A 19,304-nucleotide genomic window follows, 5' to 3' on the forward strand; every position below is an offset into this window, starting at 1 on the left:
CGCGGACCGAAGACGGCAGCAGATTCGACAGCATGGAAACCCTTTTGCTCACGGTGGATGCAGCGCGTATTTTGTACTTTGAAACAAAAGTATTCAACTGTTTCGTGCATTTTCCGTGTCTCCGGCGGGCTTCACAGGCCGGGGCCGCGCCTCACTGCGCCTGGTAGCCGGCGTTCTCGATCGCCACGATGATGTCCTGCCGCGGCTGATGGCTCAGCACGTCGACATGGCCGGTTTCGAGATCGACCGTGACCTGCGCCTCGGGATCGACCGTCTGCACCGCGTTCTGCACGGCGCTCGCGCAATGGGCGCAGCTCATGCCCAGGACCTGGAATTTCTGGCTCATCGTTGCTCCTTTCATGGGGATGATGCGCAAGTGTCAACCTTCTCACGTTGTCAACGTCCAGTACAGGGGCGCTCGTCGCCTGCCGGATCCTCGGTCGCAAGGACCAGCCGGCCTCGGCCCGAACGGATGCGGAAATGATCAGCCCAGCGCCGGATAGTCGATGTAGCCCTTCGCGCCGCCGCCGTAGAAGGTGTTCTTGTCCCACGGGTTGAGCGGCGCGCCTTCGCGCAGGCGGCGCACCAGGTCGGGATTGGAGATGAAGGGCTTGCCGAAGGCCACGAGGTCGTCGCCTTCTTTCAAGGCTTCCTCGGCCAGCGGCTTGTCGTAGCCGTTGTTCACCATCCAGGCGCCCTTGCCGCCGGCCCGGCGGTAGGCGGCCTTGAGGGCTTCGTAGTCGAAGGGGCGGTCCTCCAGTTCGCGCGGGCCGCCGGTGGCGCCCTCGACGACGTGGATGTAGGCCAGGTCGAGCGCGGCGAGCTGTTTCACGACGTACTCGAAGAGTGGCTGCGGGTTCTCGTCGTGCACGTCGTTGGCCGGCGTCACCGGCGAGATGCGGATGCCGGTGCGGCCGCCGCCGACCGCGTCCACCACGGCGCGCATCGCTTCGAGCAGCAGGCGGGCGCGGTTCTCGATGCTGCCGCCGTAGTCGTCGCTGCGCTGGTTGCTGCCGGTCTTGAGGAACTGGTCGAGCAGGTAGCCGTTGGCGGCATGCACCTCGACGCCATCGAAGCCGGCCGTCTCGACGGCATTGCGTGCCGCGGCGGCGTAGGTGTGGACGATGCCGGGCAGCTCGCTCGCGTCGAGCGCGCGCGGCTCGGAGGTTTGGATGTAAGTGGGAATGCCGTCCCTGAAGAGCACGGTCTTGGTCTTGGCCGTGATGGCCGAGGGCGCGACCGGCTGGCCGCCATCGGGTTGCAGCTCGTTGTGCGAGACCCGGCCCACGTGCCAGAGCTGGACCACGATCTTGCCGCCCTCGGCGTGCACCGCATCGGTCACGCGCTTCCAGGCGTCGAGCTGCTCGCTGCCGTAGAGGCCGGGCACGTCGGCATAGCCCTGGCCCTGCTGGCTGATCGCAGTGGCTTCGGTGATCAGCAGTCCGGCGCTGGCGCGTTGCGCGTAGTAGGTGGCGGTGATGTCGCGCGGCACGGCCTCGGGCGAGCGGTTGCGCGTGAGCGGCGCCATGACGATGCGGTTGGCCAGCTTCAGGTGGCCGGCCTGGATGGGGTCGAAGAGGGAGGACATCGGTTCTGCTTGTTGGGGTGGATGGACAGCGCGAACGGTAAACCGGCGCGCCCAACCGTGCTGCCGCGGGGTTGTCGGTTTGCTGGTAGGGGATGCAGCAGAATGCCCCACGCCATGACGATGCACGCCGCCACGCTCACGCCCCCGCAGGCCCTGCGCCTCGCGATCGCGTTGTCGATGGGGGCTGCGGTTTCGCTCGGCATCACGCGCTTCTCCTATGCCTTGCTGCTGCCGCCGATGCGCGCGGATCTGGGCTGGAGCTACACGCTGGCCGGCGCAATGAACACCGCGAACGCGGCCGGCTATCTGCTGGGCGCGTTGATGACGCCGGCCTTGATGCGGCGCTTCGGGCCGGTGCGCCTGCTGGTCGGCGGTGCGCTGTGGGCCAGCTTGTTCATGGCGGCGAGCGGCTTCTTCACCTCGGCCTCGGCGCTGCTGGTGCAGCGCTTGCTGGCCGGGCTGGCGAGCGCTTGGGTGTTCGTCGCGGGCGGGTTGCTGGCGGCGCGGCTCGGGACGCTGCAGCCGTCGCGCGCTGGGTTCCTGCTGGGCCTGTACTACGGGGGCACCGGCTTCGGCATCACGCTGTCGGCCTTGCTGGTGCCGCCGGTTCTGCAGGCCGCGTCGGGCGAAGCGCATGGCTGGGCCTGGGCCTGGTGGGCATTGGCGCTGGCGAGCTTCGCGGGGACGGCCGTGCTGGGTTACGCGGCGCATGCCATGCCCGGCGGAGCGCATGCGTCCGCGGCTGCGGCCTCGACGCAGGCGCCGGCCGTGCAGCCCGCGGGCGTGCGTCGCTTCGGCTGGGCGCTCTCCGGCTATGCGCTCTTCGGTGCCGGCTACATCGGCTACATGACCTTCGTGATTGCGCTGCTGCACGAGCAGGGCGCGAGCCCGGTTCGCATCACGATCTTCTACGCGCTGCTCGGCGTGGCCTGCGTGGCGTCATCGCGGCTCTGGGCCGGCTTGCTGGATCGCTTCCATGGCGGCCAGCCGCAGGCACTGCTCAATGCGCTGCTGGGCCTGGCGACGCTGCTGCCGGTACTGAGCGCGGCGTGGCCGGTGACGCTGGTCTCGGGGCTGCTGTTCGGCGCGGTGTTCCTGTCGGTCGTGGCCTCGACCACCGCGCTGGTGCGCCACAACCTGCCGGCCGAACAATGGGCCACCGGCATCAGCGCCTTCACGATCATCTTCGCGCTGGGACAGATCGTGGGGCCCACCGTGACCGGCTGGATCTCCGACGGGCCGGGCGGCCTGGCGCGCGGCCTGGTGGCCTCGGCGCTGGCGCTGTGGATCGGGGCCGCGCTCGCCTCGCGGCAGCGGCCGCTGTTGCCTACTTGAGCAGGCCTTCGGTCTTCATGGCTTCCTGCACCGCCGGGCGAGCGCCGACGCGTGCATGCCAGGCCTGCACATTCGCGTAGGGCGAGATGTCGACGCCGGTCGGCTTGGTCCAGTTGGTGACGGTGAACAGGTAGCCGTCGGCCACGGTGAAGTGGTCGCCCATCAGGTATTCCTTGCCTTCGAGCTCGCCGTTGAGCCACTCGTAGCGCGACTGCAGCTTGGTCCTGAAGATGGCCTTGGCTTCTTCGGGCATGTTGGGGTTGAACATCGGCGAGTAGGTCTTGTGCATCTCGGTGCCGATGAAGGTGAGCCACTCCTGCAGCCGGTAGCGCGAGAGCGTGCCGTTGGCGGGGGCGAGGTTCTTGGTCGGCGCGAGGTCGGCGATGTATTGGACGATGGCCGGACCTTCGCGCAGGCGCGTGCCGTCGTCGAGCTCGAGCATCGGCACGTAGCCGAGCGGGTTGATGCCGTAGTAGTCGGTGCCGTCCTGCAACTTGTGGCTCTTGGTGCTGGCGAGAACGGGTTCGAAGGCGAGGCCGGCTTCGCGCAGCGCAATATGGGGCGAGAGCGAGCAGGCGCCCGGCGAGTAATACAGCTTCATGCGAAAAACTCCAATGGTGTTCGGAAAACGTTCTTTCTTGCAAACGCGAGGTGGATGCTAGCGGGTTCGCCGCGAGCGCGTTTGTCCTACGGGGCCTTGGGCGCGGCGACTATCGGGCCGGCCGGCGTGCCTTTTTATGCTCCCGGCACCGCGGGCGGATGTCCGCACGCAAGGAGCTCGCTCATGTTGAAGTACGCCATCGTTTTTGCGGTGATCTCACTGATCGCCGGTGCGCTCGGCTTCGGCGGCGTGGCGGCCGGCGCGGCCGGTATCGCGAAGGTGCTGTTCGGGCTGTTCCTGATTCTTGCCGTCGTGTTCCTCGTTCTTGCGGCGCTCGGGGTGGGGGCGGTCAAGAAGGCGATCGATTGACGCACTACTCGAACGTGGAGACGGTGCTCGACTACGAGGTCGAGGCGCCATCGCACCTGCTGCTCAACATAGAAGCCGCGCGCAGCGGCGCACAGGCTGTGATCAGCGAGGATCTGGCGATCGAGCCGGCGGTGGAGATGCAGGCCTTCTGCGACGAGGGCAGTGGCAATCGCTTCATCCGCTTCGATGCAGAGCCGGGGCCGCTGAAGATCCGCTACCGGGCCAGTGTGCAGCGCGCGCACGTGGAGGTGCCGCCGGATCTCGCCGAGGTGCCGGTGAGCCAGGTGCCCAACGAGATCGTCCACTACATGATGCCGACGCGCTATTGCGAGTCGGACCTGATGTCGCGCTGCGCGCAGCAGCTCTTCGGCGACCTGCCGCCGGGCATCGGCCGCGTACAGGCGATCGCCGACTGGATCCACGACAGCATCACCTACGAGCTGGGCAGCAGCGACTCGACCACCACGGCGCGCGAGGTCTTCGTCGAGCGCGCCGGCGTGTGCCGCGATTTCGCGCACCTGGGCATCACCTTCTGCCGCGCGCTCAATATTCCCGCGCGGCTGGTGGTGGGCTATGTGGGGTTCGACGAGCCGCCGCAGGACTTCCACGCGGTGTTCGAGGCCTGGTTGGGTGGGCGGTGGGTGCTGTTCGATGCGACCCGCATGGCGCGGGTCGATCGGCTGGTGCGCGTGGGCACGGGGCGCGATGCGAAGGATGTCGCCTTCTGCACCATCTTCGGGCCGGTGCGCATGACGGGCAAGTCGCTGGTCGTGCGCGAGCTGCAGGACGAGCGCCTCACGCCGCCTGCAGCACCGGCGCCCAGCGGACAGCTGGTGGGAATCGAAAAGCCGGTGCCGGTGGCCGCAACGGGTGAATTGCTATCAAATTGATAGCATAAAATCAAGGCAGGATCGGCCGCAAGCGCTTGTCCATGTGCGCGGCACGGAGCGGCGCCCGCGATTAAAATTAGCGCCCCTTTCCGAGAGCGCACGCGCAGGTGCGCCCCCACTCTCCATGCTGTACCCCGAAGAATTCGATGTGATCGTCGTCGGCGGCGGCCATGCCGGCACCGAAGCCGCGCTGGCCTCCGCGCGCATGGGCGCGCGCACGCTGCTGCTCACCCACAACATTGAGACGCTGGGGCAGATGAGCTGCAACCCCTCGATCGGCGGCATCGGCAAGGGCCACCTGGTCAAGGAGGTCGACGCGCTCGGCGGGGCGATGGCGATCGCGACCGACGAGGGCGGGATCCAGTTCCGCATCCTCAATTCGAGCAAGGGGCCGGCCGTGCGAGCCACGCGCGCGCAGGCGGACCGCGTGCTCTACAAGGCCGCGATCCGGCGCCGGCTCGAGAACCAGCCGAACCTGTCGCTGTTCCAGCAGGCCGTCGATGATTTGATGATCGAAGGCGACCGCGTCGTCGGCGCGATCACGCAGGTCGGCATCGCCTTCCGGGCGCGTGCGGTGGTGTTGACTGCCGGTACCTTTCTCGATGGCCGGATCCATGTCGGGCTCGACAACTACCAGGCCGGCCGCGCGGGCGATCCGCCGGCGGTCAGCCTGTCGGCGCGTCTCAAGGAACTGAAGCTCCCGCAGGGCCGGCTCAAGACGGGGACACCGCCTCGGTTGGACGGGCGAAGCATCGATTTCTCGAAATGCGTCGAGCAGCCGGGCGACGGCATGCCAGGCGGCGCCGGGCCGATGCCGGTCTTCAGCTTCATGGGCCGGGCCGACATGCATCCGCAGCAGATGCCGTGCTGGATCACGAACACCAACGCGCGCACGCACGAGATCATCCGCTCCGGTTTCGACCGCAGCCCGATGTTTACCGGCAAGATCGACGGCATCGGCCCGCGCTATTGCCCGAGCGTCGAAGACAAGATCAACCGCTTCGCCGACAAGGAAAGCCACCAGATCTTCCTCGAGCCAGAAGGCCTGACGACCAACGAGTACTACCCGAACGGGATCTCGACCAGCCTGCCTTTCGATATCCAGTACCAACTGGTGCGTTCGATGGCCGGGCTGGAAAACGCCCACATCCTGCGGCCGGGCTACGCGATCGAGTACGACTACTTCGATCCGCGCGAACTCAAGAGCAACTTCGAAACGAGGGCGATCCAGGGGCTCTTTTTTGCCGGGCAGATCAACGGCACCACCGGCTACGAAGAGGCGGCGGCGCAGGGCTTGTTCGCCGGCATCAATGCGGCGCTGCAATGCAGGGGGGAGGCCGCCTGGCTGCCCCGTCGTGACGAGGCCTATTTGGGTGTGCTGGTCGACGACCTGATCACCAAGGGCGTGACCGAGCCCTACCGCATGTTCACCAGCCGGGCCGAGTTCCGGCTCCAATTGCGCGAAGACAACGCCGACATGCGGCTCACCGAGACCGGGCGCAAGATGGGTTTGGTGGACGATGCGCGCTGGGATGCCTTCTCGCGCAAGCGCGATCTTGTTTCACGTGAAACAGAGCGCTTGCGTTCGATCTGGGTGAATCCGCGCAACTTGCCGGCTGCGGAGTCGGAGCGCGTGCTCGGCAAGGCGATCGAGCGGGAATACAACCTCGGCGATCTGCTGCGTCGGCCCAATGTGAGCTACGCCTCGCTGATGTCGCTGGACGGTGGCAGGTACGGGTCGGACCAGGCGCTGGGCGACTCGGAGATCGAACAGATCGAAATCGCCGCCAAGTACGCGGGCTATATCGATCGGCAGCATGACGAGGTCGAGCGGGCCGCGCATTTCGAGAATCTCAAACTGCCGGCCGACCTTGACTACAGCCAGGTCGCGGCGCTGAGCTTCGAGGTGCGGCAGAAGTTGAGCAAGCACCGGCCGGAAACCTTGGGGCTGGCTTCGCGCATCTCCGGTGTGACGCCGGCGGCGATCTCGCTGCTGATGATTCATTTGCGCAAAGGCGGCCATCGCGCTTTCGCCAAGGACGCGGCGGCTGAGCCGCAGCAGATCGGCGAATGAGCCGGGATTTGGCGCTGCCCGAGGGCGCAGCCAAACTCGGCCTGACGCTGAGCGATCGCCAGTGCGAGCGGCTGCTGGCCTACGGCGCGCTCATCCTCAAATGGAACAAGGTCTACAACCTGACGGCGCTGCGCGATCCGGCGACCGTGCTGACGCACCACCTGCTGGACAGCCTGTCGGTGGTCGGCCCGCTGAAGCGCGAGTGGCCGGGGAGGGCGAAACTGCTCGATGTCGGCGCCGGCGCCGGCCTGCCGGGGGTGGTGATTGCGATCCTGCGCGAAGACATCGATGTCAGCTGCCTGGACGCGGTGGCCAAGAAGACCGCTTTCGTTCAACAAGTTGCTGCCGAACTGGGGCTGCCCAATCTGCGGGGCGTTCACGCCCGCGTCGAATCGCTCACCGGAAGCTATGAGCTCATCAGTTCACGCGCCTTCGCCTCGCTCCCCGACTTCTTCAACGGTTCGATGCACCTGCTCGCGCCCGCCGGCATTTGGTTGGCCATGAAAGGCAAGGTGCCCGACGATGAACTGGCCAAACTGCCAATCGGAATTGATGTGTTTCACGTGGAACAGTTGAGCGTCCCAGGGCTCGATGCCGAGCGCTGCATCGTCTGGGCACGAAAACCCGCCTCCTGACAGGCTTCCGGCGCGTCGACCTCGCTTAGACTCGACGCTCTCCCATCGAAGGCAAATTCCATGTTCGGCATCGCTGACTACGGCGCGTTCGTCGCCGCCATCATCATCTTTCTTGCGATTCCCGGACCCGGGAACCTGGCGATCATCACTTCGACAGGCAAAGGCGGGATCCGCGGCGGATTGGCGGCGGCCTTCGGCTTGATCGCCGGAGACCAGATGCTGATGTGGGCTGCCGTGGCCGGCGTGGCTGCCCTCTTGGGCGCCTATCCGGCCGCATTCAAGGCCGTCCAATGGCTGGGCGCTGCCTACCTGGCCTGGCTGGGCTTCAAGATGTTGGCCGCCAAACCCGGCGCTGCACCGGTCCTGAACATCCGGCCGCGGCAGTATTTCCGCCAGGCCTTGATGATCACGCTGCTGAACCCGAAGGCGATCGTTTTCTACATGGCCTTCTTTCCGCTCTTCGTCGATCCGGCGCGCCACCAGGGGTTCACAACCTTCGCGGTGATGGCGTTGACGATCGCCGTGCTGACCTTCGTCTATTGCCTGATCGCGACGCTGCTCACGCACTTCCTCGCCGAGCGCCTGCGCGCCAATCCCCGCATCTCGGCGATGCTGGAAAAGCTGGCCGGCGTCTTCCTGATCGCCTTCGGCGTCAAGCTGGCGGTGTCCAGATAGCATGGCGAAGATCTTCTGCATCGCGAACCAGAAGGGCGGCGTCGGCAAGACCACGACCACCGTCAACCTGGCCGCCGGCCTGGCCAAGGTGGGCCAGCGCGTCTTGATGATCGATCTCGACCCGCAGGGCAATGCCACCATGGGCTCGGGCATCGACAAGCGGAAGCTGGAAACGACGGTGTACGACGTGCTGCTCGAATCCGCTTCCGTGGCGGAAGCGCGGGTGAAGTCCGAGAAGTGCGGCTATGACGTGCTGGGCGCGAACCGCGAACTGGCCGGTGCCGAGGTTGAAATGGTCGCTCTCGACCGGCGCGAGAAGCGCCTGCGCACTGCGCTGGCTGCCGTCGGCGCCGAGTACGACTTCATCCTGATCGACTGCCCGCCCAGCTTGAGCCTCCTCACGCTCAACGGCCTGTGCTCCGCCCACGGCGTGATCGTCCCGATGCAGTGCGAGTACTTCGCGCTCGAAGGGCTGACCGACCTGGTCAACACCATCAAGCAGGTGCACGCCAACCTCAACAAGAATTTGCAAATCATCGGCCTGCTGCGCGTGATGTTCGATCCGCGCATCACGCTGCAGCAGCAGGTCAGCGAGCAGCTCAAGTCCCACTTCGGCGAAAAAGTGTTCGACACCGTGATCCCGCGCAATGTGCGGCTGGCCGAGGCGCCGAGCTATGGCCTGCCGGGCGTGGTCTTCGATCCGGCGGCCCGGGGCAGCCAGGCTTTCATCGCCTTTGCGCAGGAGCTGGTCGAGAAGATGCCGCCGGCCAGTGCGATGGCGGGTGCCGCCGCCGCGCCCGCGCCGGAGCCGATGGACGCGCCGCCGGTGGTGCTCCAGGATCCGAACGGCCTCTAGGGCCCGCCGGATCGATCTCTTTTGCTATCAATTTCGCAGCAGATGACTGTTCCGAAAATCCTGTTGCTGCCCGGCTGGCAAAACAGCGATCCGCCGCATTGGCAGAGCCGCTGGGAGGCCGTCCATGGCGATCACCGGGTCGAGCAGCATGAATGGATGCGCCCGCTGCGCGGCGACTGGTCGGCTCGCCTCGAGGAAGAGATCCTGGCCGCACCTGGCCAAGTCGCACTCGTCGCGCACAGCCTGGGCTGCATTCTCGTCGCCGCCTGGGCCGCGCACTCGCGCAACACGCACAAGGTGCAGGCCGCACTGCTGGTCGCTCCGGGCGACCTGGAGCGCGAGGATCTGCGCGAGCTGATCCCCGGCTGGGCGCCGATCGCCCGCCAAGCCTTGCCGTTCCGCGCTCTTGTGACCGCGGCCAACGACGACCCCTACTGTGCCGCCGAGCGATCGCGCGAGATGGCACGCGACTGGGGAGCCCGCTACATCGACGCAGGTCGGGGTGGCCACTTGAATGGCGAATCCGGCCTGGGCGACTGGCCCCATGGCCGGCAATTGCTGAACGATCTATTGAAAGAAGAATGACCTCGATGGCCACCAAGAAACCCAAGGGCCTCGGCCGCGGACTCGAAGCCCTGCTGGGCCCGACCTTCAACGGCCCGGACAGCTCCGCCAACGACGATGCCGCGCCGCCCAACCCGACCGCCCTGAACCTCGACCAGATGGTGCCCGGCGTCTACCAGCCGCGCACGCGCATGGACGAGGGTGCGCTCTACGAACTGGCCGAGAGCATCAAGGCGCAGGGGATCATGCAGCCGATCCTGGTTCGCCGCCTCGACACCGACGCGGCGCGCGCCAAGAACGCCGAGTTCGAGATCATCGCGGGTGAGCGCCGCTTCCGCGCGGCCAAGCTGGCCGGCCTCGACAGCGTGCCCGTGCTGGTGCGCGACGTGCCGAACGAAGCCGCCGCAGCCATGTCGCTGATCGAGAACATCCAGCGCGAAGATCTCAACCCGCTGGAAGAGGCTCAAGGCCTGCAACGCCTGGTCGCCGAGTTTGGGCTCACTCACGAATCCGCTGCACAAGCGGTGGGCCGTTCGCGCAGCGCCGCCAGCAACCTGCTGCGCCTGCTGAACCTGGCCGAACCCGCGCAGGCGATGCTGATGGCGGGCGACATCGACATGGGCCATGCGCGGGCGCTGCTCTCGCTCGACAAGGGCACCCAGATCACCGCCGCCAACCAGATCGCTGCCAAGAAGCTCTCGGTGCGCGAAGCCGAGGCGCTGGTCAAGAAGCTGGCCGCCGAATTCAGCCTGACGCCGTCGCCGCGGCGCGGCGCGGCCGAGAAGTCGCGCGACCTCCAGCGCGTCGAGGAAGAGCTGGCCGACCTGCTGGCGGCCGAAGTCGAGGTGCGCATCAAGAAGCGCAGCAAGCGCAACGGGAAGATGGAGGAGAGCGGCGAGCTCGCCATCCACTTCGGCTCGCTCGACGCGCTCAACGGTCTGATCGACCGCATCCGCCAAACGGCATAACTCCCAACATCTCTGATCCCTTGCTTCCGGGCGATTGATTCGCCGGCTTCTTTGCGCATATGCTCAGGAGTTACTTTTTTTAACTTTAGTCCGAAAGTTCTCGGAGGGGATCCACCATGCACATCGCTCGTCTTCCGCTAGCCGCCGTCGCCGTGGGGGCGCTTCTTTTGACCGGTTGCCAGACCACCGACATGCAGATGGGCAGCCAGAGCGCGAAGACCGTGGCGACCGGCAGCGCCGCCGGCAGTGCATCGGCCAACACCAGCAGTTCGCTCGAGCGCTGCGGCTCGCCGCTGGGCACGGTGTCGCTGATCGAGAACCAGTCGGCCGGCTGGTACACCATTCTTCGCAACGAGTACCGCCTGCCGCCCACCGCCAACCTGCTGCGCCTCCTGATCCAGCAATCCAACTGCTTCGTGGTGGTCGAGCGCGGAGCGGCCGGCATGAACGCGATGTCGCGCGAACGCGATCTCATGGCCTCCGGCGAAATGCGCCAGGGAAGCAATTTCGGCCGCGGGCAGATGGTGGCCTCCGACTACGGCCTCTCGCCGGAGATCGTGTTCAGCAACAGCAATGCCGGCGGCGCAGGCGCCTCGCTGGGCGGCCTGGTCGGCGGTCGTTACAGCGGCGTCCTGGCCGCGGTCGGCGGCAACCTGCAGACCAAGGAAGCCAGCGCGCTGCTCACGCTGATCGACAACCGCTCCGGCGTGCAGGTCGCGGCTTCGGAAGGCAGCGCCTCCAAGACCGACTTCGGCGCCTTCGGCTCCGTCTTCGGCGGCAGCGGCGCCGGCGCGCTCGGCGGCTACACCAACACGGCGCAGGGCAAGGTGATCAGCGCCGCCTTCATGGACGCCTTCAACCAGATGGTCGTTTCGCTGCGCAACTACAAGGCGCAGACGGTGCAAGGGCAGGGCTTGGGCGGCGGCGGCCGGCTGGGTGTGGACGGCGGCGTGGCGCCGTCGCAGACCTCGGCACCGGCGGAACGCGCTCCTACACGCCGCAACGGCACCAGGAAATAAGGCGCGGCGCTCAGGGTGCAAAGCCCGGCGGCTCTTCGAGCCCCGGGCTTTTTGCATTCTTCTTCAGAGGCTGAAGATCTTGCCCGGATTCATGATGTTCTTCGGATCGAGCGCGCGCTTGATCGTGCGCATCATGTCGATCGCGCCGGTGCCGGCTTCGGCCACCAGGAAATCCATCTTGTGCAGGCCCACGCCGTGCTCGCCCGTGCAGGTGCCCTCGAGCGCCAGCGCGCGCGACACCAGCGCATGGTTGAGCTTCTCGGCCGTGACGCGCTCCTCGGGCGCATTCGGATCCAGCAAATAGCCGAAGTGGAAATTGCCGTCGCCCACGTGGCCGACCAGGAAGTAGGGGATGCCGCTGGCGTCGGCCTCGGCCACCGACTCGAGCAGGCAGTCGGCCAGGCGCGAGATCGGCACGCAGGTGTCGGTCGAAATCACGCGGCAGCCGGGGCGCGACTGCACGGCCGCGAAATAGCTGTTGTGCCGCGCCGTCCACAGGCGCGTGCGCTCCTCCGGCGTGCTGGCCCATTCGAAAGCCTTGCCGCCGTGGCCGCTGGCCAGTTCCTGCACGGTCTCGGCCTGCTCCTTGACGCCGGCCGGCGAGCCGTGGAACTCCATCAGCAGCATCGGTTCCTCGCGCAGGCCGAGCTTGGCGTAGGCGTTCACCATGCGCACCGTGTTGACGTCGATCAGCTCGACGCGCGCGATCGGCACGCCCAGCTGGATGATCTCGATCGTGGTGCGCACGGCCGCCTCGATGCTCGGGAACGAGCAGATCGCGGCCGACACCGCCTCGGGCAGCGGATAGAGGCGCAACGTGATCTCGGTCACCACGCCCAGCGTGCCCTCGCTGCCGACCATCAGCCGCGTGAGGTCGTAGCCGGCCGATGACTTCTTGGCGCGCGTGCCGGTGCGGATCACCTCGCCGCTCGCCGTGACTACCTCCAGCGCCAGCACGTTCTCGCGCATGGTGCCGTAGCGCACCGCGTTCGTGCCGCTCGCGCGGGTGGCGGTCATGCCGCCGATCGAAGCGTCGGCGCCCGGGTCGATGGGGAAGAAGAGGCCGGTGCTCTTGATTTCGTCGTTGAGCTGCTTGCGCGTGACGCCGGGCTGCACCGTGACCGTGAGGTCGTCGGCATTGACCGACAGCACGCGGTTCATGCGGCTCACGTCGATGCTGATGCCACCCTGCACCGCCAGCAGGTGCCCTTCGAGCGAGGAGCCGACGCCGAAGGGAATGACCGGCACGCTGCAGTCGCTCGCGAGCTTGACCGCATCGGCCACGTCCTGCGTGCTCTCGGCAAAGACCACGGCCGAGGGCGGCGGCGCATCGAAGGAGGACTCGTCGCGCCCGTGCTGCGCGCGCACCGCCATCGCGGTCGAGCAGCGATCGGCAAAGCGCGCCTTCAGGGCGTCGATCAGTGCATCGGGCACTTCGCGCAGCGCGATCTCGGGCGTGAGATGGGAAAGGGCGGCAGGGGCGTTCATCGGCAGGTCTCCTGAAGGGTCTACCATTCTACGAACCGCACTAGAAAAGGCCCCCGACATGGGCAATCGACTCACCCAGATCGCCACGCGCACCGGCGACGACGGCACCACCGGCCTCGGCGACAACACGCGCGTGCCCAAGGACCACCTGCGCGTGCACGCGATGGGCGACGTGGATGAACTCAACTCGCACATCGGCGTGCTGCTGTGCGAGCCGATGCCGGCGCCCGTGCGCGAGCTGCTGGTCGACGTGCAGCACCAGCTCTTCAATCTCGGCGGCGAGCTCTCGATGCCCGGCTACGCGCTGCTCAGGGCCGATGCGCTGCTGCAGCTCGACAACGCGCTGGCCGAGCACAATGCGGCGCTGCCGCGCCTGGCCGAGTTCATCCTGCCGGCCGGCACCCGCGCTGCCTCGCAGGCGCACGTGTGCCGCACGGTCGCGCGGCGCGCCGAGCGCGCGGTCGTCGCGCTCGGCGCGGAAGCCGAACTCAACGATGCGCCGCGCCAGTACCTCAACCGCCTGAGCGATCTGCTGTTCGTGCTTGCGCGTGTGCTCAACCGCGTCGACGGCGGCGACGACGTGTACTGGAAGAGCGAGCGCATGGCCCGTGCCGCTGCCGGTGAAGAATGACGACTTGAACTCCCGGAGCCCGAACCATGTCCATCGAACCCCGTTTTCCCGCGCGGATCGCCGCGCTGATGTTCGCGGCCATGCTCGCGCTGCCGGCTGCCGCGCCGGCGCAGAGCGCCGACAACCCACCGAAGGCGCAGCGTGCCAACACCCTGAAAACCCCGCCGCGCGACAGTAAGGTCCTCGGCGGCATCGAGCGCGGCGCCGATGCCACCGGCCGCGGCATCGACCGCGCGGGCAGCGCCACCGAGCGTGGTGTCAACAACGTGTCGGAGCGCGCAAGCCAGCCGGTGCGCAGGGTGGGCGAGGCCTTCGGGCGCAAGCTCGGCGGCGGCCATGCCGCGCCGCCGCCGGTCGGGCCGCAGGGCAGCGCGCCGTAGCAGCTTTGCTTTACCTCGCGCCTACACGCATCGCGTGTGCGCGACACATGGGCCGCCGACACTGAACTCCTCATCAACGCGAAGGAGTTCCAAGATGATCAAGTCCAAGAGCATGGCCGTGGCCGCAGCGGCGCTCGCGATGTGCATGGCAGGCAGCGCCTTTGCGCAGGATCGCCGGTTCGACCGCGACGATCGCCGGGGCCAGCAGCACTACCAGCAGCAGCAGCAGCGCCATTTCGACCGCCACGGTGCTCGCCAGGACTTCAGGGACGGCCGCCATTTCGACCGCCACGGCTATGCCCATCCGCGTGCCGAATGGCGCCGCGGCGGCTACGTGCCGCGCGAATATCGCGGCCGCAACTACGTGGTCGGCGACTGGCGTGGCCATCGTCTGCAACAGCCGCCGCGCGGCTACCAGTGGGTCGGCGTCGGCGGCGACTACGTGCTGGCCGCCATCGCCACCGGCCTGATCGCGCAGATCATCGCCGGCCAATAAGGCTTCAGACGGCGGTCGGCGCCATCTGGGCGCACACGTTGCGCCCGGTGATGGTCAGGCGCAGGCCGCCGCCATGCCATTCGAGCCAGTTCAGTTTCACGTAGGCGTCGATGTCCTTGTCGTCGATCCGATCGGCCTGGCGCTGAGTCAACAGATCGACCGTGGCGGGCAGCCCCTGCCGCAGTCGTTCCCGGGCCGCAGTCTCATCGGCTGCAGAAGTGCGTGTTGGAATGGAAGTCGATGCCATGGCTGGTTCTTTTTCCGATCGCTGAGGAATGGGGCCAATGTACGCTTCCTGTGTGAAGCGTCACGGACCTTTTTCTCGGATCAGGCCATAGGGACGCCGGCCGGGCATCATTTGCGCTTGGGCTGCAGCAGCTTGCTGACCTCGTCCACGTTGGACCGGATGCGTTCGCTCACGATGTCGAAGGCCTCGGCCTGCGACTTGGCCGCCAGCTCCGACAGTTCGCGGATGTCGTCGAGCGCCTGCTTGAAGGCGGCCTTGCCCATGGCATCGAGCTTGGCAAGGTTCTCGCGCGGCTCGGTGGGCGACATGCCCTTCACCGCGCCCTGCCATTCGACGATCGACGCCTTGAGCATCTCGGTCTGGCGCTGCACCACCGCCTGCAGTCCCTGGTAGGACTTCTCGTTGGCCTGCACCAGCGCCTGCAGGTCCTTGCGACCGCTCTCGACGATGGCGCCCGCGGCGCCCGCCAGCGGAAGGGTCTGCAAGCGCTCGGCCATGCCCTTGAGCGGCTTGATGAAAGCATCCTGGACGTCGTCCGTCGCCGTGGGGCGCGCTTTCTTGGCGGCGGCGCTGCTCGACTTGCTGCTGGTTGCCATGGGTGTCTCCGTTCTGTGGTTGGGGCTGCCACGATACGCCCACATCACGGTTCCGTGGAAGCGTTTGCAATTTCGGACGAATGTGCTAAATTGCGCGCATGGACGCCAAGACCCAGAAAAGCGAGATGACCCGCACCGCCATCGTCGGTGCAGCGATGGATCTCGCCTCGGCCGAAGGCCTGGAGGCCATCACGCTGCAGGCGGTGGCCACGCGGCTGGGCTTGTCCAAGAGCGGGGTGTTCTCGCGCGTGGGTTCGCGCGAGGCGCTGCAGAAGGCGGTGATCGAGGAATTCGGCCGCCGCTTCCTGGCGGATGTCTTCGTGCCCGCGATGCAAAAGCCCAAGGGCCTCGCGCGCCTCGACGAGATCGTCTCGCGCTGGATCGTGCGCACGCGCGACGTGGAGATCGAAACCGGCTGCATCTACACGGCGGGCGCCTTCGAGCTCGACGACCGCGAAGGCGAGCTGCGCGACCTGCTGCTGGAAGAAGTGACCCGCTGGCGCGCCGCCCTGCGGCGCACGGTGCTGCAGGCGGTCGAAACCGGCGAGCTCAAGGCCGACACCGACCCCGCGCAGCTCGTCAGCGAGATCAACGGCCTGATCATGGCCCTGCTGCACGACGCGCGCTTCCTGCGCGATACGCGTGCCGCCGACCGCGCCATGCTGACCTGGCAGCGGCTGGTCGCCAGCTACCGGGCCTGAACCCATGTTTCTTTGCCTTCCCCTTCCTTCGTCTAGATTTCGCACAATCGTGCGATAAAGGAGAGCCTCATGTTGATCGCCTTTCTCTTCCTTGGAGCCTGCCTGGCCGGGCTCGGCATCCGCTCCTTTGTCGATACCCTGCGCAGCCTCCCCCGCAGCAACGAAGACTGGGTCTGGTACTGAACATGGAATCCACCATCAGCACCGGCGCGAACGCCGCCGCCTCCAATTACTACGGCGCCAGCCTCGCGATGCGCGCGTTGCGCGTCGCGCTGGGCACGGCACAACGCGCCTGGCCCGCCCTGGGGGTTCGCGCCGCCTATAGGCTTTTCGGCACGCCGCTGCCGCTCAAATGGGCGAACCGGCGCCATGGCCCGGGTGCGGATTGGCGGCGCGAGGCTTGGGCCTTCGAGGACGCGAGCCTGAGCCTCTACATGCCCGTCGTGATGGCCGCCGACACGCCGCGGGTGCTGCTGGTGCATGGCTGGGGCGGCCATGCGGGCCAGATGCTGGCGCTCGCCCAGGCTGTGGCGGCCGAGGGCTTCACGCCGGTGCTGCTCGAGATGCCGGCCCATGGCCGCAGCGCGGGCACGGCCAGCAACCTGCCGCAGTTCGCACGCGCCATCGACTACGTGGCGGCGCGGCTGGTGCAGCAGGGGGCCAGCATTCAGGCGGTGGCGGCGCACTCGCTGGGTGCCAATGCGCTGGCCTATGCGGCAAGTCGCGGCCTGCCCGCGCAAAGCCTGGTGCTGCTGGCGCCGCCGGCGTCGCCGCATGCGTTCACGCGCTACTTCGCACACGTGTTCGGTCTCAGCGAGCGCACGCGCGCCGCGATGCAGCGGCGGGTCGAGGCGCGCGAGGGCATCCTGATGCCGCACCTGGAGCCGCCGGCCGTCGGCCCGCGCATCCAGCTGCCGACGCTGGTGGTGCACGACCGCGAGGACCGCGTCAACCGCTTTGCGGACGGCGTGGCCTACCGCGACGCGATCGCGGGCGCGCGGCTGATCGCGACCGAGGGCCTGGGCCACCGGCGCATCCTGAAGGAGCCGTCGGTGCTGCAGGAAGTGGTCGCGTTCATCCTGCGGCCGTGAGGGCCGCGCGACAGGTCAGCGCGCCGCGAGCGCAGCCGCTGCCGCATCGGGCAGCTCGATCTTGACCTCGAGCACCTCGAGGTCGTCCTGCTTCTCGAGGTGGACCTTGATGTCCTCGGCCTTGATCGACACGTACTTCGAGATCACCGCGATCAGCTCGCGCTGCAGTTCGGGCAGATAGTCGGGCCGGCGCTTGCCGCTCAGGGCGCTGCGCTCGTGCGCAAGAATGATCTGCAGCCGCTCCTTGGCGACGCTTGCCGTCTTCTTCTTTTCGCCCAGGAGGAACGAGAAAAAGGACATTGCTTACCTCCCGCCGAAGAAGCGCTTGAAGAAGCTCGGCTTCTCGGCATCGACGAAGCGCATCGGCTTGTCTTCCCCGAGGAAGCGCGCCACCACGTCGCTGTAGGCCTGCGCCACGTCGGTCTCCTTGTCATGGATCGCGGGCACGCCCTGGTTGGAGGCCTGCAGCACGCTCTCGGATTCGGGGATCACGCCGAGCAGCTTGATGCGCAGGATGTCCTGGATGTCTTCCAGCGACAGCATCTGGCCGCCGGCCACGCGGTTCGGGTTGTAGCGCGTGATCAGGAGGTGCTCCTTGATCGGCTCGCCGCCTTCCTTGGCGCGCTTGGTCTTGGAGCCCAGCATGCCCAGGATGCGGTCGGAGTCGCGCACCGACGAGACCTCGGGGTTGGTCACGATCAGCGCCTCGTCGGCGAAGTGCATCGCCATCAGCGCGCCGGTCTCGATGCCCGCGGGCGAGTCGCAGACGATGAAGTCGAAGCCCTGTTCGGCCAGCTCCTTGAGGATCTTCTCGACGCCTTCCTGCGTGAGCGCGTCCTTGTCGCGCGTCTGCGAGGCGGCCAGCACGAACAGGTTGTCGCACTGCTTGTCCTTGATGAGCGCCTGGCTCAAGTTGGCCTCGCCCTGGATCACGTTGATCAGGTCGTACACCACGCGCCGTTCGCAGCCCATGATCAGGTCCAGGTTGCGCAGGCCGACGTCGAAGTCGATCACGGCCGTCTTCTTGCCCGCGAGCGCGAGCCCCGATGCAAAGCTCGCGCTCGTGGTCGTCTTGCCGACGCCGCCCTTGCCCGAGGTCACCACCACAATCTTGGCCATTCCGTTCCTTCTTTGCTCAGTTGTTCAGTTATCACGCGCAGGCGGCCGCCGCCGGGCCGCCCCAAGGCGGTCCGCGCCTCCCCTCGGAGGGTTAGCGAAGCACACGAAGCGGCAAGCCGAGGGGTTCATGCAATCGCGCTCATCACGATCTTTTTTCCGTCGAGCGAGATCTGTGCCGGCTTGCCGGCGATGTCCGCCGGCAGCGCGACCTCCGCCGTGCGGTAGATGCCCGCGATCGCCACCAGCTGCGCTTCCATGCAGGTCGTGAAGATGCGCGCCTCGGTGTTGCCGCGCGCGCCGGCGATCGCCTTGCCGCGCAGCGGTGCGTAGACGTGGACGTTGCCGTCCGCGATCACTTCGGCGCCGAAGCTCACCACGGCCGTCACGACCACGTCGCCGCCGCGCGCATACACCTGCTGGCCGGAACGCAGGGGCTTGTCGATCACCAGCGTGCCGTTGGCCGGTACCGGTACTTCGCGCACGATCTGCGGCGCCTCGCTGGGCGCTTCGGCCGGCGGGGCGCTCGGGCGGGGAGTCGGCGTCACCGGCATCGCGGCCAGCGACAGGCCGGCGGCACGCGCCGCCGCATTCTGGACATCGTTGCCGCCGCGCACCGCGATCGGCTGCGTCTGGTGGCGCGCCAGCAACGCACGCAGCGCTGCAAAGTCGATGGCGGCGCCTGCTTGGTCCTCTTGGAGCTGGGAAAGGTCGATGACGACCGGCTCCTGGTCGAAGAAGTCGGGTGAATCGGCCAGTTGCACGTCGAGTGCCTCGGCCAGAACGCCGAGTTCGGCCGTCTTGAGGATCACGGCGATCAGCGGCAGCGTCGCGCTCTTGAATTCGAATACCGCCTTGTTGCGCGCGGCGGAAGCATCGGCCATGGAAAACGTTGGTGCGAAAAGCGTTGGAGTCTAACGGGGAGCAGGCCGCAGGCTGCCGCCAGGTCGGCGAAAGAACACGCGGCACAACATCTCTTGCACC

General features: G+C 67.2%; 24 protein-coding genes. 15 read left to right on the top strand and 9 right to left on the bottom strand.

All coding sequences use genetic code 11. The annotated features are described in order from the left end of the window. Window positions 1-151: 151 nt before the first annotated feature. Both EJI01_RS24895 and EJI01_RS24900 read right to left on the bottom strand, forming a co-directional pair. Window positions 152-346, bottom strand: a complete 195-nt coding sequence (locus tag EJI01_RS24895; protein WP_093106988.1) for a heavy-metal-associated domain-containing protein — start codon at window positions 344-346, stop codon at window positions 152-154. 138 nt (window positions 347-484) lie between these two features. Continuing rightward, window positions 485-1,588, bottom strand: a complete 1,104-nt coding sequence (locus tag EJI01_RS24900; protein ID WP_126839806.1) for an alkene reductase — start codon at window positions 1,586-1,588, stop codon at window positions 485-487. Window positions 1,589-1,702: 114 nt separating this feature from the next. Between EJI01_RS24900 and EJI01_RS24905 the strand changes: the two genes are divergently transcribed. Continuing rightward, a complete protein-coding gene (locus tag EJI01_RS24905; protein WP_409513982.1) occupies window positions 1,703-2,923 on the top strand; it encodes a YbfB/YjiJ family MFS transporter in 1,221 nt (406 codons plus the stop codon). On the opposite strand, the gene gstA is transcribed toward EJI01_RS24905, so the two are convergent. Then, entirely contained in the window at window positions 2,916-3,524 is a 609-nt protein-coding gene (gene gstA / locus EJI01_RS24910; RefSeq protein WP_126839807.1) for a glutathione transferase GstA, read from the bottom strand. The two genes, EJI01_RS24905 and gstA, sit on opposite strands and share 8 nt — an antisense overlap. Before the next feature lie 183 nt (window positions 3,525-3,707). Between gstA and EJI01_RS24915 the strand changes: the two genes are divergently transcribed. The 9 genes from EJI01_RS24915 to EJI01_RS24955 all read left to right on the top strand — a co-directional run bounded on the left by EJI01_RS24915 (window position 3,708) and on the right by EJI01_RS24955 (window position 11,574). Continuing rightward, window positions 3,708-3,893 (top strand): DUF1328 family protein, encoded by a 186-nt coding sequence (locus EJI01_RS24915; RefSeq protein WP_126839808.1) that lies wholly within the window; start codon window positions 3,708-3,710, stop codon window positions 3,891-3,893. Further along, a complete protein-coding gene (locus EJI01_RS24920; protein ID WP_126839809.1) occupies window positions 3,890-4,783 on the top strand; it encodes a transglutaminase-like domain-containing protein in 894 nt (297 codons plus the stop codon). Before EJI01_RS24915 ends, EJI01_RS24920 begins: the two co-directional genes overlap by 4 nt. Window positions 4,784-4,907: 124 nt before the next feature. Continuing rightward, window positions 4,908-6,857, top strand: a complete 1,950-nt coding sequence (gene mnmG, locus EJI01_RS24925; RefSeq protein WP_126839810.1) for a tRNA uridine-5-carboxymethylaminomethyl(34) synthesis enzyme MnmG — start codon at window positions 4,908-4,910, stop codon at window positions 6,855-6,857. Beyond that, entirely contained in the window at window positions 6,854-7,492 is a 639-nt protein-coding gene (rsmG, locus tag EJI01_RS24930) for a 16S rRNA (guanine(527)-N(7))-methyltransferase RsmG (RefSeq protein ID WP_126839811.1), read from the top strand. The genes mnmG and rsmG overlap by 4 nt, the downstream gene beginning before the upstream one ends. 60 nt (window positions 7,493-7,552) lie before the next feature. Beyond that, window positions 7,553-8,167 (top strand): LysE family transporter, encoded by a 615-nt coding sequence (locus EJI01_RS24935; protein ID WP_126839812.1) that lies wholly within the window; start codon window positions 7,553-7,555, stop codon window positions 8,165-8,167. A 1-nt stretch (window position 8,168) separates the two neighbouring features. Next, complete coding sequence (locus EJI01_RS24940; RefSeq protein WP_260602669.1) at window positions 8,169-9,023, top strand: ParA family protein; 855 nt, start codon at window positions 8,169-8,171, stop codon at window positions 9,021-9,023. Window positions 9,024-9,065: 42 nt separating this feature from the next. After that, window positions 9,066-9,608, top strand: coding sequence for an RBBP9/YdeN family alpha/beta hydrolase (locus EJI01_RS24945; protein ID WP_126839854.1), 543 nt, complete (start codon window positions 9,066-9,068; stop codon window positions 9,606-9,608). A gap of 5 nt (window positions 9,609-9,613) precedes the next feature. Then, the gene (locus EJI01_RS24950) at window positions 9,614-10,555 is read left to right on the top strand and encodes a ParB/RepB/Spo0J family partition protein (protein ID WP_126839813.1); all 942 of its coding nucleotides are present in this window, start codon (window positions 9,614-9,616) and stop codon (window positions 10,553-10,555) included. A gap of 116 nt (window positions 10,556-10,671) precedes the next feature. Further along, on the top strand, window positions 10,672-11,574 hold the full coding sequence (locus EJI01_RS24955) for a CsgG/HfaB family protein (RefSeq protein ID WP_126839814.1): 903 nt from the start codon (window positions 10,672-10,674) through the stop codon (window positions 11,572-11,574). Window positions 11,575-11,637: 63 nt separating this feature from the next. Here EJI01_RS24955 and EJI01_RS24960 read toward each other — a convergent pair whose 3' ends face one another. After that, window positions 11,638-13,062: an FAD-binding oxidoreductase gene (locus EJI01_RS24960; protein WP_126839815.1), complete on the bottom strand. Its 1,425-nt coding sequence runs from the start codon at window positions 13,060-13,062 to the stop codon at window positions 11,638-11,640. Between the two features lie 58 nt (window positions 13,063-13,120). Here EJI01_RS24960 and EJI01_RS24965 point away from each other — a divergent pair, with 58 nt between their 5' ends. The 3 genes from EJI01_RS24965 (at window position 13,121) to EJI01_RS24975 (ending at window position 14,569) form a co-directional block, all read left to right on the top strand. Then, complete coding sequence (locus EJI01_RS24965) at window positions 13,121-13,693, top strand: cob(I)yrinic acid a,c-diamide adenosyltransferase (protein ID WP_126839816.1); 573 nt, start codon at window positions 13,121-13,123, stop codon at window positions 13,691-13,693. A 26-nt stretch (window positions 13,694-13,719) separates the two neighbouring features. After that, window positions 13,720-14,073 carry a hypothetical protein gene (locus tag EJI01_RS24970; protein WP_260602670.1) on the top strand — a complete coding sequence of 118 codons (354 nt, stop codon included), beginning with the start codon at window positions 13,720-13,722 and terminating at the stop codon, window positions 14,071-14,073. Window positions 14,074-14,167: 94 nt separating this feature from the next. Then, on the top strand, window positions 14,168-14,569 hold the full coding sequence (locus EJI01_RS24975; protein ID WP_126839817.1) for an RcnB family protein: 402 nt from the start codon (window positions 14,168-14,170) through the stop codon (window positions 14,567-14,569). Between the two features lie 4 nt (window positions 14,570-14,573). Here EJI01_RS24975 and EJI01_RS24980 read toward each other — a convergent pair whose 3' ends face one another. Next, window positions 14,574-14,816 carry a hypothetical protein gene (locus EJI01_RS24980; RefSeq protein ID WP_126839818.1) on the bottom strand — a complete coding sequence of 81 codons (243 nt, stop codon included), beginning with the start codon at window positions 14,814-14,816 and terminating at the stop codon, window positions 14,574-14,576. Window positions 14,817-14,923: 107 nt separating this feature from the next. Further along, on the bottom strand, window positions 14,924-15,412 hold the full coding sequence (gene phaP, locus EJI01_RS24985) for a TIGR01841 family phasin (RefSeq protein ID WP_126839819.1): 489 nt from the start codon (window positions 15,410-15,412) through the stop codon (window positions 14,924-14,926). A gap of 98 nt (window positions 15,413-15,510) precedes the next feature. On the opposite strand from phaP, the gene EJI01_RS24990 reads away from it, so the two are divergent. Together EJI01_RS24990 and EJI01_RS24995 are read left to right on the top strand one after the other, a co-directional pair. Further along, window positions 15,511-16,113, top strand: a complete 603-nt coding sequence (locus tag EJI01_RS24990) for a TetR/AcrR family transcriptional regulator (protein ID WP_126839820.1) — start codon at window positions 15,511-15,513, stop codon at window positions 16,111-16,113. A gap of 185 nt (window positions 16,114-16,298) precedes the next feature. Then, window positions 16,299-17,204 (top strand): alpha/beta hydrolase, encoded by a 906-nt coding sequence (locus EJI01_RS24995; protein WP_126839821.1) that lies wholly within the window; start codon window positions 16,299-16,301, stop codon window positions 17,202-17,204. A 15-nt stretch (window positions 17,205-17,219) separates the two neighbouring features. On the opposite strand, the gene minE is transcribed toward EJI01_RS24995, so the two are convergent. From minE to minC, 3 genes are all read right to left on the bottom strand, one after another. Next, entirely contained in the window at window positions 17,220-17,504 is a 285-nt protein-coding gene (gene minE / locus EJI01_RS25000) for a cell division topological specificity factor MinE (RefSeq protein ID WP_126839822.1), read from the bottom strand. A 3-nt stretch (window positions 17,505-17,507) separates the two neighbouring features. After that, window positions 17,508-18,323 carry a septum site-determining protein MinD gene (minD, locus tag EJI01_RS25005; RefSeq protein WP_126839823.1) on the bottom strand — a complete coding sequence of 272 codons (816 nt, stop codon included), beginning with the start codon at window positions 18,321-18,323 and terminating at the stop codon, window positions 17,508-17,510. Window positions 18,324-18,448: 125 nt separating this feature from the next. Beyond that, window positions 18,449-19,204, bottom strand: a complete 756-nt coding sequence (gene minC, locus EJI01_RS25010) for a septum site-determining protein MinC (RefSeq protein ID WP_126839824.1) — start codon at window positions 19,202-19,204, stop codon at window positions 18,449-18,451. Between the last annotated feature and the right edge of the window lie 100 nt (window positions 19,205-19,304).

It is taken from the genome of Variovorax sp. MHTC-1, from assembly GCF_003984645.1.
Lineage (GTDB): Bacteria > Pseudomonadota > Gammaproteobacteria > Burkholderiales > Burkholderiaceae_C > Variovorax.